Annotated in this window: 17 protein-coding genes; 3 read left to right on the top strand and 14 right to left on the bottom strand. The window is 51.7% G+C overall.

Annotation, left to right across the window (positions count from 1 at the left end; translation table 11 throughout):
• Window positions 1–5 precede the first annotated feature (5 nt).
• Genes phnG through IAE55_RS05275 form a run of 4 tightly spaced genes read right to left on the bottom strand, consistent with a single transcriptional unit; the run spans window position 6 to window position 2,717 of the window.
• The gene (gene phnG / locus IAE55_RS05290) at window positions 6–431 is read right to left on the bottom strand and encodes a phosphonate C-P lyase system protein PhnG (protein WP_145157975.1); all 426 of its coding nucleotides are present in this window, start codon (window positions 429–431) and stop codon (window positions 6–8) included.
• A gap of 58 nt (window positions 432–489) precedes the next feature.
• The gene (locus IAE55_RS05285) at window positions 490–1,191 is read right to left on the bottom strand and encodes a GntR family transcriptional regulator (RefSeq protein ID WP_145157972.1); all 702 of its coding nucleotides are present in this window, start codon (window positions 1,189–1,191) and stop codon (window positions 490–492) included.
• 22 nt (window positions 1,192–1,213) lie between these two features.
• Window positions 1,214–1,855, bottom strand: a complete 642-nt coding sequence (locus tag IAE55_RS05280; RefSeq protein WP_145157969.1) for a DapH/DapD/GlmU-related protein — start codon at window positions 1,853–1,855, stop codon at window positions 1,214–1,216.
• A gap of 13 nt (window positions 1,856–1,868) precedes the next feature.
• Window positions 1,869–2,717, bottom strand: a complete 849-nt coding sequence (locus IAE55_RS05275) for a PHP domain-containing protein (protein ID WP_145157966.1) — start codon at window positions 2,715–2,717, stop codon at window positions 1,869–1,871.
• Window positions 2,718–3,114: 397 nt separating this feature from the next.
• Here IAE55_RS05275 and IAE55_RS05270 point away from each other — a divergent pair, with 397 nt between their 5' ends.
• The 3 genes from IAE55_RS05270 to IAE55_RS05260 all read left to right on the top strand — a co-directional run bounded on the left by IAE55_RS05270 (window position 3,115) and on the right by IAE55_RS05260 (window position 6,015).
• A complete protein-coding gene (locus IAE55_RS05270; protein ID WP_145023468.1) occupies window positions 3,115–3,405 on the top strand; it encodes an ArsR/SmtB family transcription factor in 291 nt (96 codons plus the stop codon).
• Between the two features lie 74 nt (window positions 3,406–3,479).
• Window positions 3,480–4,661 (top strand): MFS transporter, encoded by a 1,182-nt coding sequence (locus IAE55_RS05265; RefSeq protein WP_145157963.1) that lies wholly within the window; start codon window positions 3,480–3,482, stop codon window positions 4,659–4,661.
• Between the two features lie 19 nt (window positions 4,662–4,680).
• On the top strand, window positions 4,681–6,015 hold the full coding sequence (locus IAE55_RS05260; RefSeq protein WP_145157960.1) for an ISL3 family transposase: 1,335 nt from the start codon (window positions 4,681–4,683) through the stop codon (window positions 6,013–6,015).
• A 102-nt stretch (window positions 6,016–6,117) separates the two neighbouring features.
• On the opposite strand, the gene IAE55_RS05255 is transcribed toward IAE55_RS05260, so the two are convergent.
• The 10 genes from IAE55_RS05255 to IAE55_RS05210 form a co-directional block, all read right to left on the bottom strand.
• Window positions 6,118–6,837: a 3-ketoacyl-ACP reductase gene (locus tag IAE55_RS05255; protein WP_089550323.1), complete on the bottom strand. Its 720-nt coding sequence runs from the start codon at window positions 6,835–6,837 to the stop codon at window positions 6,118–6,120.
• Between the two features lie 179 nt (window positions 6,838–7,016).
• Window positions 7,017–7,784 carry a class I SAM-dependent DNA methyltransferase gene (locus IAE55_RS05250; protein WP_089548254.1) on the bottom strand — a complete coding sequence of 256 codons (768 nt, stop codon included), beginning with the start codon at window positions 7,782–7,784 and terminating at the stop codon, window positions 7,017–7,019.
• Between the two features lie 48 nt (window positions 7,785–7,832).
• Complete coding sequence (locus IAE55_RS05245) at window positions 7,833–8,753, bottom strand: CvfB family protein (protein WP_116229462.1); 921 nt, start codon at window positions 8,751–8,753, stop codon at window positions 7,833–7,835.
• Window positions 8,750–9,097, bottom strand: coding sequence for a ribosome silencing factor (gene rsfS, locus IAE55_RS05240; RefSeq protein WP_076169738.1), 348 nt, complete (start codon window positions 9,095–9,097; stop codon window positions 8,750–8,752). Before rsfS ends, IAE55_RS05245 begins: the two co-directional genes overlap by 4 nt.
• Entirely contained in the window at window positions 9,094–9,672 is a 579-nt protein-coding gene (gene yqeK / locus IAE55_RS05235) for a bis(5'-nucleosyl)-tetraphosphatase (symmetrical) YqeK (RefSeq protein ID WP_145157957.1), read from the bottom strand. Before yqeK ends, rsfS begins: the two co-directional genes overlap by 4 nt.
• Entirely contained in the window at window positions 9,644–10,246 is a 603-nt protein-coding gene (gene nadD, locus IAE55_RS05230; protein WP_145157954.1) for a nicotinate-nucleotide adenylyltransferase, read from the bottom strand. The genes yqeK and nadD overlap by 29 nt, the downstream gene beginning before the upstream one ends.
• A 15-nt stretch (window positions 10,247–10,261) precedes the next feature.
• The gene (yhbY, locus tag IAE55_RS05225; RefSeq protein WP_076169735.1) at window positions 10,262–10,552 is read right to left on the bottom strand and encodes a ribosome assembly RNA-binding protein YhbY; all 291 of its coding nucleotides are present in this window, start codon (window positions 10,550–10,552) and stop codon (window positions 10,262–10,264) included.
• A gap of 42 nt (window positions 10,553–10,594) precedes the next feature.
• A complete protein-coding gene (locus IAE55_RS05220; RefSeq protein WP_145157951.1) occupies window positions 10,595–11,467 on the bottom strand; it encodes a shikimate dehydrogenase in 873 nt (290 codons plus the stop codon).
• 54 nt (window positions 11,468–11,521) lie between these two features.
• Window positions 11,522–12,649, bottom strand: a complete 1,128-nt coding sequence (gene yqeH / locus IAE55_RS05215; protein ID WP_145157948.1) for a ribosome biogenesis GTPase YqeH — start codon at window positions 12,647–12,649, stop codon at window positions 11,522–11,524.
• The gene (locus IAE55_RS05210; protein ID WP_116229458.1) at window positions 12,646–13,173 is read right to left on the bottom strand and encodes a YqeG family HAD IIIA-type phosphatase; all 528 of its coding nucleotides are present in this window, start codon (window positions 13,171–13,173) and stop codon (window positions 12,646–12,648) included. The genes yqeH and IAE55_RS05210 overlap by 4 nt, the downstream gene beginning before the upstream one ends.
• Window positions 13,174–13,270 lie beyond the last annotated feature (97 nt).

The following is a 13,270-nucleotide window of genomic DNA, read 5'->3' as shown; positions in this document are numbered from 1 at the left end:
TCCCCCTAATCCACATCCATCGTTTCAAAATCGACCTTCGTTTTGGTGATCGCGGCGAAAGCCCGGCTGCGCATGGCAGCGATCCGGGCTTCTTCATCCAGCAGCGTCTGATCCCATGCCCTGGTCTCCTGCAGTCCGGCCTGATACGCCGCGTCGATGAGGGCGAGCTGATAGGCCAGCTCATGGTCATGCCCTTTGACCACGCCGATGCCCATGCTGCCTTCGACCTGCACCTTGCATTCGCTCACCAGCACTTCCCCCAGATAGAACAAGCTACGCTTGGCGGTCTCTCTCACTTTGACCATGACCAGTCCCTGGCTTGGCTGCTCGACCAGCTTCACTTCATAACGGTCAGCAATAGCCTGCGCCATACGGGCGGCGAGTTCCCTGGAGCCTTCAACCAGAATTTCAGTCCGTTGTCTTCGTTTCATCCATTCCCGGCCTCCCTGTTTGAGGTTGTTCAAAAAATCCGCTTTTGAACACGCACTTTTAGAGCTCGTACGTAAAGTAGTCGCTCCGGTACATAATTCTCGTATATTCCAGCGGCTTGTTCGTCTGGCTGTCCAGACAGCCGGTCTCCACGACGAGCAGTGGAATGAGGCTGGTGCAGGCGAGCAGCTCCCTTTCTTTCCTGCCGGGATAGGTCACGCTGAGCAGCGTCTTCATCGACTCGAACCCCGTATACCCTTTTTCCCGGTAGAAATCGAACATCGAGGTAATGTCCCTGCCTGTCCGTCCGATGTCCGGAAACATCGACTCCGCCACATACGACGCGTGAATCGCAATCGGACGGTTGTCGATGAGACGGAGCCTGCCAATCCGGAACACCCGCTCTTCCGGCTGCGCTTCAAGCGCTTTATACACTTTGTGGTTATACTCGATGGGATCGCAAAAAATGTTGCGTGACTGATAATCATACCCCATGTGGATCATCTTCCGGCTGAAGCTTTCGTTGCCCGAGAAGAGGAGCGGGATGCGCTGATGCTGGTCGCGGACAAAGCTGCCCTTGCCCTGCCTGGAGTACACATACCCCAGGTCCTGCAGCTTCTCGTAAGCTTTCCGGGCAGTCATACGGGGCACTTTGAACAGCCTGGCCAAATCGTTCTCCGACGGCAGCTTGTCATCCGGCTCATAGATGCCTGCCTCCATATCGGCTATGAGCTTATCCATGATCTCCATTTCGTCATGCATCCCTTACGCTCACCCTCCTCTTTTAAACCCCGTACTTCCGGATAAAGGAAGCCGTATCGTTCAGTTCTTCGAACCGCTCCTGGATGACCTCCCGCGGCCAATCCCACCAGGCGATCTGCAGGAGCTTCGCGACGACATCCTCCGAAAATCTCTTTCGGACCGGTTTGGCCGTAACCCCGACGACGATGGCATACGGTTCGACGTCTTTGGTGACGATAGCTCCTGATCCGATCACCGCTCCGGTGCCGATATGGACCCCCTTCATGATGATCGCGCCGTGACCGATCCAGACATCGTGCCCGATCGTTACCCGGTTGCCCCGCCGCCGGTTGAAAATCGCCTCGTCATCGGTGGCGGCAAAACCGTAATCTCTTCTCCGGTAAGTCATATGGTGCTGCGTAACCCGCTCCATCGGGTGATCCACCGGATTGATGCATACATGCGAGGCAATCGAAGTATATTTGCCGACTTCCGTGTAGTTGATCGTCACGTCGTCCATGGTGTAGGTGTAATCCCCGATGTCGGATTCGATAATTTGATTACCTGGTCCGACGGAGGTCCAGAATCCGAACGTGCTGTGAAGAATATGCGCGCTTTCGTGGATATCAGGCTCCGGGCTCAGCCGTTTACTTTCCGCAGGGCGATGAATCGAATGCTTTTCCATGAATATTCCCCCTTTACTTCGGTCTGCGCTTCTTGAGCTCTTGGACGCAGGAAAAGCCCGGATCTTTGCTTCCCAGCCGGACCTCCTTCTCCCCGTAAAACCCATGGAAGTCAGAACCCCCGGTCATGACGAGATCGTAACGGCGCGCATATTCCATGGCCCGCTCCTCATCATCGGCACCATGCAGCGAATGCCACACTTCAATACCCTGAAGTCCCATGCCCACCAGCTCCCGGACATATTCAAAGTTGCCATATTGGCCCGGATGGGCGAGAACAGGCACCCCGCCAGCCTGAATGACGGCCTCAATGGCGTCACGGGCGTGAAGGTAGTCCAGCCGGACGTAAGCCATGCCGGGCTCCTCTCCGTTTCCTCCGCGGGAAAACAACTTTTTGTACAGCTCACCATATATGGATTTGGCATAGCCATTGTCGATCAGCGCGTGCATAATGTGCTGCTTGTAAACGCCGGTTCCCCCATCCGCATACCGCAGAACTTGGTCCCAGGTGATGCTGTACCCCGCCTCAATCAGGCGTTCGACCATCACACGGGAAGCTTCATGCCGCTTGTGGATCATCGGGGTGCATACCTGCTCCAGAGCCGGATGTCCCGGCTCGATGAAATAGCCCAGGATATGAACCCTCCTGCTTCTTTCCATGTCATAGGCCGATATTTCGATCCCCGGGATCATGTCAAGGCCAAGCTCTCTTCCCCGTTCCAGCATGGCGGCAAGGCCCTTTGTCGTATCGTGGTTTGTGACCGCCAGCACGCCAATGTTCTCATTCAATGCCGCCTCGGCTAATTCCTCAAATGAATACGAACCGTCCGAAATGGTTGTATGACAATGCAGTTCCGTCTTGATCGCTCAGCACCACCTTATCTTGGATAAGCAGACAACCGCCGCCACAACCGATGATTCACGCCCGCTACATCGCTTCGGCTGTCTGTAGTGACAGTCTAACTTGGTGCCAAGTTGCAAGGGTTAAGGCACGGTAAAGCTTCTGTAAAAAAAACGCCGTAACCGTAAACTTTGCCTCGTCTCAAGCTTTTTCGCACAAAAAAAGCCCCACATTGGTGGGACTGTGCTGCAATATTCATATTCAGATACTTTGCGGTACATAGACATCCAGTCATATGAAAAAGGGTATTCGGAAATTTATGGTGGAGACAAAATCAAAACATTTCACTTAAAAATCGGAGAATATGGTGGTAATTATCTAAAGACTTGATTTGTAGCGGTATCTTAGTACAATGGTTTTATGACTACTCAAAAAATGATAAATGATGAGCTCAGAGTCAAAATATTTAAGGCGTTAGCTGATGAAACAAGATTGGACATTATTCGAAATCTATACATCAGCAAGAATGAGATGAATTGTGGAGAAGTCGGCCACATTCGCGATACTACGAAATCTAATACTTCGTATCACTTGCGTACTTTAAAGGAGGCGAAATTGATCAAGGTACGAAAAGAAGCTCAAGCGAAGTATATGAGCATCGATTTGGAGACATTTCAAACTTACTTACCCGGATTTCTGGATACGTTGTAGAAAGAAATTCTCTTTTTTTCTTCATTAGTTCAATAATCATTGAACAATAGAACTAATTATAAAGGGTGAATAGAATGATCAAATTAACTACTTTATTTTTCCTCATCATGTTTGTTATCGGTACAGATACGTTTTTGATTTCTCCGCTCATCCCCACTCTTCAGAACTTGTTTCATATCCCAACGGAATATTCCGGTTGGATGGTTGGGGCTTATGCTTTAGGTTATGCCATTTTCGCATTAATCGCTGGACCGCTTTCCGATGGATGGGATCGCAAAAAAGTAATGCTTTTTGGCATGGTCTGCTTCTCGGTTTCAACCATATTATGCGGCTTTGCCACAAGTTTTTGGTCGATGTTCGTATTCCGTTTTTTAGCTGGAGTCAGCGCAGCATTTACGGCGCCTCAAGTCTGGGCATCGATCCCTGCTCTGTTTCCAACACCAAAAATAGCCAAAGTATCAGGAATCGTCATGGCAGGCTTAGCTGCTTCCCAAGCGTTCGGCATCCCTATTGGAAGTCTGCTTGCCTCAACCCATTGGTATTATCCTTTCTTTACAATCGGTGCATGTGCACTATTGGTGGCGGTATTCATCTTCTATGCTTTGCCCGAAATGAAACCAATTCAAGGCCAAAAAACCAAGACTCCGATTTTCAGTAGATACATCCCCTTATTGAACAGCCGAATGGCGAGAAGGGCTTTCCTCGCTCACTTCTTATTTCAGTGTGGATTCTTTGCTGCCTTTTCTTTCATTGGAAAATGGGTGACAGATCGCTTTCATCTTTCAATTGATCAAGCGGGGTACGTGATGTTTTTTCTTGGTCTCGGGAATATAGTCGGAAGCTTCGGCGGTGCCTATGTGATCAAAACGTTTAACCGTTTCAATACGCTAGTTGTGGGCTTTCTTGTCTCTATCGCATGTTTTATTGTTTTGCCTTACTTGCCATCGGTTGCGGCTTTCGAAAGTGTTTACTTTTTCATATTCGTTAACATGGGGATCGCTTTTCCCCTAATATTGGGAATGTTGAATTCATTAAATCCAACCATCCGCGGCACGACTTCAAGCTTGGCCAATTCAATCATGTATGCTGCGACAACGCTCGGGTCTTGGATCGCTGGCCTCATTTACGCGGCTTTTAACGGTTTTTCCGCCGTTGGCATGTTTGCGGCTATATGCTTTGCCGGTTCATTGTTATCTTTCATATTCAGCGGTATTTTGACCAGCCAAGTGAAAACAAAGAAGGAGATTGCATCATAAATGCATAGAAGAAACTCATATGGATATTCTAAACTTTCCGAAATTTAACATCCTAAGTATTTGTGAGAATGAATTTGAATTTCTAATTCAAATGGTGTCGAAATCTCCACCTTTGGCTTGCCCTCATTGTGGATGTATAGCCAACCTCTACAAACACGATAGCAGGGAACAGATTTGTATGGACTTACCTCTTCACGGCAAGCGCGTAGTCCTTCTCATAAAGCGTCAGAGATATTGCTGTAGAGACTGCAATCGAACCTTTTGGGAACACTTAGACCACACCATAGACAAAAAGCGAAACTGCACCAAACGATTATTGTCTTATATAGAGACGCAAAGCCTTAAACGTACGTTTGTTAGCATATCCGAGGATGTTGGATTGCATGAAAAAACAATACGCAACATCTTTCGTGATTACATCAACCGTCTTAGAGAAACGCATCGATATGAAACTCCCAATTGGCTTGGAATTGACGAAATTCATATCATTAAACCAAGATGCGTTTTAACCAACATAGAGGAATGTACTTTGTTGGATGTTTTGCCCAATCGTAACAAGGAAACCGTTGTAGATTACCTCTTACGCCTTCCAAATATAGGGCAAATCCGATACGTCACTATGGATATGTGGCAACCGTATAAAGACGCCGTAAGGGTTGTATTGCCAAAAGCATTTATCATCGTAGATAAATTTCACGTTGTCCGTATGGCAAACCAAGCGTTAGAAACCATTCGTAAGCAGATCCTTGAAGGATTATCGCCAAAAGAACGCCGCGGGCTAATGCCAGGCCGTTTTATCCTCTTAAAACGGGATATAGAGCTTACAGAGAAGGATAGGATTACGCTAGACCTTTGGACAAAGAATCATCCGTCTCTCGTCACTGCTTATGGCTTAAAGGAATCATATTTGGATATTTGGGAATGTGATAGCAGACAAACGGCATTTCTTAAATACAACGAATGGAAAGCTAAAGTACCAACGGAACTGCAATCCGCTTTTGAACCATTGACAAAGGCTATGAAGAACTGGGAAGAAGAAATATTCGCTTATTTCGACCATCGCATTCCAGGTGCTTATACGGAATCTCTAATTAGCCTTATTCGAGTCATTAATCGTTTAAGAAGGGGATACTCTTTTGAGGCCCTAAGAGCCAAGATACTCTTTACAGAGGGACTTAGAAAGCAATTCAAACCAAAGTACCAGAGGAGGTTTGATAGCTACCATCTACGAGAGGAAAACTTCCCGATGTTTAATAAGCCAACTTTGGAAGTTGTTCGTGAGCCAGAAGAAATAATCTTCCTGGGAATTGATTTTCCCACCTTGATCGAGAAATTGGAGAAGGGCCAGCTATAAGCCCTTCCACCATAAAATCCGAATACTAACGAAAAAAAGCCTGCCTCTTAGCAGATCGGCTTCCGATCCATAAGAGACAGGCTTACAGTCCGTACAATATTGTTATTGCGGGTTGGTCGTCCAGATGCCGGCCGATTTCACAAATACGCGCTGCGGCAGCTTCAGCGTGGCGAGCGCCAGCTCGGCCACGTCTTCCGGCTGCATCATGCGGTCCTCATCGCCGACCTTCAGGTTGTTGTCGCGGGCCAGCGCCGTATTGACAGTGCTTGGCGTCAAGGCAACGACGCGGATGTTGTTCTTGCGCACTTCCTGAAGCAAAGACTCTGTCAGCCCCATGACCGCAAATTTGGACGCGCAGTATGCGGAGCCCGTGGCAAAGCCTTTTTCCCCGGCTGTGGAGGAGATGTTGATGATGCTGCCGCTGTTTTGCCCCACCATGTCCGGCAGGACGGCCCGGGACATGTAATATGTACCCATCAAATTCACCTGAATGATTTGTTCCCACTGCGCCGGATCCATTTCGAGTACGGTCCCGAACGAAGCGATGCCCGCGTTATTGATCAGAATATCGATCGTGCCGAGCTCCGCCTTCAGCGCACTCACCGCGCTTTCCGCTTCCTCCCGCTTTGATACATCCGCCGCTGCGGTCGCAACACGGATGCCGTGTTCGCCGGCCAGCGAAGCCTTCAGCGCATCCAAATCGGAGGCGGTGCGGGAAATGAGGCCCAGATTCACGCCTTCTTTGGCCAGCAGCTCAGCGATCGCCAAGCCGATTCCTTTGCCCGCTCCAGTAATGACCGCCGTTTTTCCTTGTAGATCCATCAAACTCATTCTGTTCTCTCCGTTTCTGTTTGAATTTGTTGAAGACGATGCCTCAGTTAGGCATCTCCCATTATACTATTAGCCGCAAATAGCCCCGGAACCTTCGTTCCGAGGCAAAATCCCGCAAAGCATCCTCTCCAATATAGACCAGATGCTTTGCAAGGACATGAGTTCTTAGCCTATTTGACCGCGACGAAAAACAGCCGCTGCGCCTCGTCGTCCGCTTCCACCCACTCAAAGTCGGCATAGGTCTGCACGTCCCGGAATCCGGCCTTGAGCAGTTCGCTCTTCATCCATTTCGGATCATAGCCCCGCTGCACGTGCACTTCTTCAAAGCGGCGGTACAAATCGCTGTCTTCTTCCTTCGCAAAGATGCTCAAATGATGCTCGATTTCGCACCGCGGCGCGTCCAGGTCGCAGGTCCAGATGTACGAAACCGACTTGTCGTCCCATACGAACGGCTGCTCCTCGTCATAGCGGATGATCGTATTCGGATGATGCACGTCAAACACGAAGATCCCCTTTTCCTTCAGCCCATTATAGGTCTGTCTAAAGGTCGCGACGATATCGGCTTCTTCCAGCAGGTAGCTGATGCAGTCGCAAAATGAAATGACCGCATCGACGGGCTCGGGCAGCTCCCAGGCGCGCATATCCTGCTGCACCCAGCGGATGGAGCCCTCCCGGAACAGGCGGCTGCCCTGCGGCGTCTTTTCCATCTTCCGCCTTGCTACGGACAGCATGTCCGCCGACAGGTCGATCCCTGTCACTTCGAACCCCGAGTTCACAAGCGGAATCGTGATGCTGCCCGTGCCGCATCCCAGTTCTACCACACTTTTCGGCATGCCGTATTTTTCCCAGGCCTGTCTTGCAAACCGAAGCCAATCGGGATACGGCATATCTTCCATCAGTTCATCGTAAACGTATGCAAATTTTCTGTAAGAGGACATGATGACACCGCACTTTCTGTTAACGTTCCGAAAATCCTCCCAGCCCTGTTAGGACGGATCGGCGTTCCCGCCCGTTTCCGGTTTGGAACTTTCCGGCTGAACCAGATAAGTCCAGTTCTCCTTCTGTGTGATAAGACCTTCCTTCATCAATTTGCCGATTGCGCGCTTGAAAGCCGACTTGCTGATGCCGAAGCGCTGCTTGATAATGTCCGGAGGCGTCGCATCCGAATACGGCATGCCTCCGTTCGGACGTTCCTTCAAGAACGCCAGCAGGCGGTCGGCATCCAAATCCCGGCCAACTTCCTTGCGCTGCGCCATGGACAGGTTGACGCGTCCGTCCTCACGAATGTGACTGACCCGCACCTGCAGCTCTTCGCCCAGACGCAGCATACGGGTTCGCTCCGAGGAGTGGATCATGCCGATGGCGCCGAAGCCGAGCACTCCACCGTCCACGATTACGAATGTTCCCATCTGCAGCGGGCGGTACACCGTCGCGGTGAACCACTGGTTTACCCAGGACTGCGGCGCCTGGAACGTATGCTGCGACAGCTCCTGTTCGCCGGCCAGCTTCGCGCGCAGCCGTCCCTGCTTGTCATGCTCCATGATGACGAACACTGAGTCTCCGACCCGTGGATGCAGCTCCTTCAATTCCGGAAGCTCGCGAATCGGCAGCAGCAGCTGACGGCCAAGCCCCATTTCGAGGAAGCATCCCAGTCTCGGATGCACGTCCGCCACAACCAGCTTGGCCATCTCGCCCAAGGTCAAATACGGCTTTTTCATCGTTGCCGCCAGCCGGTCTTCCGTATCGTAAAAAATAAACACTTCCACGCGTTCGCCCGGCTCGATCTTCCGGGTCAGCTCTGTGTAATGGAGCAGCACATCTTGTCCGCCGGCATCGAGAAAATAGCCGTAAGGCGATACTTCGCGCATCACCTCATAGGTTTGAATCGTTCCTGCAATCGGACTCATACGGTTTCCACGACCTTGGCATCCGACCACAGGCGCTCGATGTTGTAATAATCCCGTTCATCCCGGTGGAAAATGTGCACGATCACGTCGCCCAGGTCCATCAGCACCCAGCGTGCGGAATCCATTCCTTCCACGCCGCGGATTTCGAGACCAGCTTCATGCACGCGCTTGCGGATTTCGGTCGCGATCGATTGGACCTGGGTATCCGAATTCCCGTGACAGATGACGAAATAGTCGGAAATGAGGGAAATCCCCCGCAGGTCGAGTGCCACGACGTTCATGGCCTTTTTATCTTCAGCGGCAGCTACGGCCAGATTTAACAATTCTTCAGGTTTCAAGGTCATACATTCGCCTCCAACTGTTTAATAAGATCATTGCGGGCAAATACGGTCAGCGGGTAAATGATCTGACGGCGGGAGATAAGCAGACTGATCGTGGAGTCCAGTCCGGCGATCAATCCCTCTTCAAGGCTATGGTTGGCCAGTTCCCGGATATTATTCACGCCCGGAAAATCCCTTCCCGGTTCGATGTAATCCGCCAGGCACACGACCTTGTCCATCAGGGTCATGCCAATGCGGCCGGAGGTATGATACCGGATCGCATCCAAAATTTCAGGATCGGTAATCCCGTAATCCCGTTCCGCTACAAAAGCACCTACTTCGGCATGCCAGAGCGGCTTATCGTAAAACAGCAGATCCTTGGACAAATCATTTTCCTTAATGATCGCTTCCATTTGCTTCACAGGCCAGTATTTGGCCACGTCGTGCAGAATCGCCGCCGTTTCGGCCTTAACAGGGTCCGCTCCGTAACGCTCCGCAAGCATGACGGCGGATTGAATCACGCCTTCTGTGTGCTTCCAGCGCATGGCCGGCATTTGTCCGGACACGGCTTTAATCAGTTCTTCGCGGCTGAATGCCATACATTCCCCTCCTTCTGATATAGTCGTAGACACTGTCTGTCACCATATAACGAATGGAGTGTCCGGTGGCCAGCCTTTCCCGGATTTCGGTCGACGAGATGTCCACCTGGGGCATGTCGGCCAGTAGAATTTTTCCCTTCAAATAAGCTGGGAGCGCATCCAAGTTCAGCGTGGAGCCCGGACGCCCGACACCGATAAAGCTCATCAGCTCCACCAGTTCCTCAATGCCCTCCCACTTCGGCAAATAATTGACCATATCGGCCCCGATGATGAAATGAAAATCGATGTTTTCAAACGAGCTGCGGATTTCCTTGACCGTGTCGATCGTATAAGAAACCCCGCCTCTTCTGATTTCGATATCCAGGGTCCGAAAGCAGGGATGGTCCGCAATCGCTTCGGCGACCATGCCGAGACGCTGTTCGCCGGTAGCTCCCGCCTGTTCCTTATGGGGCGGAATATGACTGGGCATAAACCAAACCTCGTCCAGTCCGAACGTGTCCCGGGCCGCTTCGGCAGCGAGCAGATGTCCGATGTGGATCGGATCAAAGGTACCTCCCATGATACCTACCTTCATGCTGATCCCTCCCGCTTATGGCAATTCAATCTGCTTATGATCTTTGGATTCTTTATATAAAATAATCGTGCTGCCGATCACCTGCACCAGTTCAGAGCCCGATTTTTCGGCCAATTCCTCGGCAATTTCGTGCTTGTCTTCCAAGCAGTTGTTGAGAATGCTGACCTTCATCAGCTCCCTCTTCTCAATGGCCTCGACGATATGACGGATTAACTGGTCGTTGGTTCCGCCCTTGCCGACTTGAAAAATCGGGTCCAAATGATGCGCCTGGGACCGGAGATAGCGTTTTTGCTTACCTGTTAACATAAAATGTCAAAACTCCTTAATCTTCAATGTACAATTCAATAATCATGATTCCTTCATACTGGCCAGAACCGCTCTGCGCATCGCCTCTACCGGGGCGGGCAGTCCGGTCCAATACTCCAGGGCAAAGGCTCCCTGATTCACAAACATCCCGAGACCGCCGTGAATGACGCAGCCCTTCTTCTCGCAGTCGGTGAGCAGCCGGGTCTTCAGCGGATTATAGATGAGGTCGCTGACCACGATTCCCGGAGGAATCCGCTCGGAATCTAGCGGTGTTCCGTCCGTATGCGGATGCATGCCGACCGATGTCGTATTAATGATCACATCCACTCCGCCTAGAATGGCCAGAATGTCGTCCATCGCCATCCCGCGAATGTCTGCCAGCGCCTTCCATTCAGCCGCCAGCGCCTCGGCTTTATCGGCCGTCCGGTTGGCGACATAAATCCGGTCCGGATGCTCCAGCGTCAGGGCGTATACGATACCGCGAGCGGCACCTCCGGCTCCGAGCACCAGAATGCTTTTGCCTTTCAGCTCGGCAATCGCTTCTTCCTTCAGGGAACGGACATAACCTATACCGTCTGTATTATACCCCGTGAGGTAGCCTCCGTCATTCACGATCGTGTTGACGGCTCCGATCTTCAAGGCCGTTTCGTCCAGCTCGTTCAGGAACGGAATAACCTCCAGCTTGTGTGGAATCGTGACGTTGATTCCCCGAAAGCCAAGCGCCTTGATGCCTTCCAGCGCCGTTCCGACCTGCTCCCGCGATACGCGCATCGGAACATAGGCGCCCGGGATGCCGAGCGCGGCCAGCGCTGCCTTATGCATCACGGGCGATTTGGAATGGGCGATCGGATCCCCGATGACGCCCAGCAGCAGCTCCCCTGTATGTTTCAGTAACTCCGGTTTAGCCAAATTCATGGTTTCCCCTTTCCTGCTCTCACCTGTCAGCTCTTGCAACGTTCAAAGGCAGCGTCAGATTAAAGAAGGTCTTGCCAGCACCTTGACTCCCCGCGGCGCATGAACAGCGCACAGGGCTCCCTGATCGCTGTTCACTTTAACCCAGCCCAATCCGGAGACGAACAGATCCATGCGCATACCGCGCTTGATGCGGAATTCATGCCTCGTCCATTCCGGCAGCTTCCCGATGTTCTCCCGGTTCGGCGGGGACAGCAATTCTCCGGCATGCTCCGCGTACAGCTCATCGGCACGTTCCAGCTTGGTGCGGTGTATGCCTACGCGGCTGCCGACAAAGCAAGTAAACGACTGGCGCTCGCCCTGAATAAAGTCAAACCGTGCCATGGCTCCGAAAAACAGCGTCTGTCCTTCGTTCAGCTGGTACACGGCCGGCTTCAACGGGTTGTCCGGCATCACTGCGCCCAGGTCCTCCCGGGTGACGAGCTCACTGTAGCGCCAAGGGTATACGATCCCCGGCGTGTCGATAATAAAGCGGCCGTCGTCGAGCGGAATGTTGACCATATCCAAGGTCGTTCCCGGGTAACGCGATACGGTCAGCTCCTGCTCCAAATCGCTGTAATCCCGGATCAGCCGGTTGATCAGCGTCGATTTGCCGACATTGGTCGCCCCCACCACATAGACGTCGCGGTCCCCGCGATATGAGGCAACCGTGTCCAGCAGGCGGTCGAAGCCCTGATTTTTCTTGGCGCTGCAAAGGACGATTTCTTCCGTCTTGAGGCCGTGCTCCTTGCATTGTTTCTGCACCCAGTTAAGGACCTTGTTCCAGTTTGTCACTTTAGGCAGAAGGTCGATTTTATTCACGGCGAGAATGACCGGATTGTTGCCGACAAACCGCTGCAAGCCTGAAATGAGGCTTCCTTCAAAATCGAACAGGTCTACAATATGAATAACGAGCGCGTTCTTCCCGCCGATTTGGCTGAGCAGACGCAGGAATTCATCCTGGTCGACGGCAACGGAAGAAGCCTCGTTGTAGTTTTTAATCCGGAAGCAGCGCTGGCAGATGACCGGATCCCGGTCCATCGCTTTCTCCGGGGTATACCCCGGAAGCTCGGGCTGCTCCGTTTGGATGGCAATGCCGCAGCCGCTGCATTTTACGGCTTGACTGCCGTCTATCGGGTCTTTCATTGTTGGTGTTCCTCCTCCAGCCATAATCCCTTTTTCCGCAATCGTGCGAGCGCAATTTTCTCCAGACGCCGGTTAATGCGCGTACCCCAGCCTTCATCCTGAATGGATATCGGGAGAACCAGCACGGTAAACAGGCCGAGCCGGTTGCCGCCGTACACATCGGTCAGCATCTGGTCGCCGACCACGATCGTCTCCTCGCTCTTCAGGCCCATCATCTGCATGGCTTTCCGGAAAGGCGCGTTCGACGGCTTGCGGGCTTCATGGACAAACCGGATATCCAGCGGGGTGGCAAAAGTTGATACCCTCGCCATTTGGTTATTGGACACGATGACAAGCTGAAACCCCGCCTTTTTCACCTTTTCGAACCAGGCGATCAGCTCGGGGGTGGCCAAGGGAGCCTTGGCACCGACCAGCGTATTGTCCAGATCCGTGATGATTCCACGGAATCCCTGCGAATACAGCCGCTCCAAATCCAGATCAAACACCGTTTTTACCCTCATTTTCGGGATAAGCATTTCAAACAAATTGATGTCACCTCAGTTTCATAGGACAAACTATACCATAATCTGCGTAGTTAGTAAAAAACTTATGTTCGGGCGAAACAAAAAAGAAAACGCCCGG

It is taken from the genome of Paenibacillus sp. S28 (assembly GCF_016624415.1).
Taxonomy (GTDB): domain Bacteria; phylum Bacillota; class Bacilli; order Paenibacillales; family Paenibacillaceae; genus Paenibacillus_AQ; species Paenibacillus_AQ favisporus.
The sequence above is the reverse complement of the archived record's forward strand: the minus strand, read 5'-3'. Positions and strand labels throughout refer to the sequence as shown.

What these genes read in the sequence shown, in the direction of transcription:
- phnG (WP_145157975.1), bottom strand. Translation starts at nt 431, where the DNA reads ATGAAACGAAGACAACGGACTGAAATTCTGGTTGAAGGCTCCAGGGAA.
- IAE55_RS05285 (WP_145157972.1), bottom strand. Translation starts at nt 1,191, where the DNA reads ATGCATGACGAAATGGAGATCATGGATAAGCTCATAGCCGATATGGAG.
- IAE55_RS05280 (WP_145157969.1), bottom strand. Translation starts at nt 1,855, where the DNA reads ATGGAAAAGCATTCGATTCATCGCCCTGCGGAAAGTAAACGGCTGAGC.
- IAE55_RS05270 (WP_145023468.1), top strand. Translation starts at nt 3,115, where the DNA reads ATGACTACTCAAAAAATGATAAATGATGAGCTCAGAGTCAAAATATTT.
- IAE55_RS05265 (WP_145157963.1), top strand. Translation starts at nt 3,480, where the DNA reads ATGATCAAATTAACTACTTTATTTTTCCTCATCATGTTTGTTATCGGT.
- IAE55_RS05260 (WP_145157960.1), top strand. Translation starts at nt 4,681, where the DNA reads ATGGATATTCTAAACTTTCCGAAATTTAACATCCTAAGTATTTGTGAG.
- IAE55_RS05255 (WP_089550323.1), bottom strand. Translation starts at nt 6,837, where the DNA reads ATGGATCTACAAGGAAAAACGGCGGTCATTACTGGAGCGGGCAAAGGA.
- IAE55_RS05250 (WP_089548254.1), bottom strand. Translation starts at nt 7,784, where the DNA reads ATGTCCTCTTACAGAAAATTTGCATACGTTTACGATGAACTGATGGAA.
- IAE55_RS05245 (WP_116229462.1), bottom strand. Translation starts at nt 8,753, where the DNA reads ATGAGTCCGATTGCAGGAACGATTCAAACCTATGAGGTGATGCGCGAA.
- rsfS (WP_076169738.1), bottom strand. Translation starts at nt 9,097, where the DNA reads ATGACCTTGAAACCTGAAGAATTGTTAAATCTGGCCGTAGCTGCCGCT.
- yqeK (WP_145157957.1), bottom strand. Translation starts at nt 9,672, where the DNA reads ATGGCATTCAGCCGCGAAGAACTGATTAAAGCCGTGTCCGGACAAATG.
- nadD (WP_145157954.1), bottom strand. Translation starts at nt 10,246, where the DNA reads ATGAAGGTAGGTATCATGGGAGGTACCTTTGATCCGATCCACATCGGA.
- yhbY (WP_076169735.1), bottom strand. Translation starts at nt 10,552, where the DNA reads ATGTTAACAGGTAAGCAAAAACGCTATCTCCGGTCCCAGGCGCATCAT.
- IAE55_RS05220 (WP_145157951.1), bottom strand. Translation starts at nt 11,467, where the DNA reads ATGAATTTGGCTAAACCGGAGTTACTGAAACATACAGGGGAGCTGCTG.
- yqeH (WP_145157948.1), bottom strand. Translation starts at nt 12,649, where the DNA reads ATGAAAGACCCGATAGACGGCAGTCAAGCCGTAAAATGCAGCGGCTGC.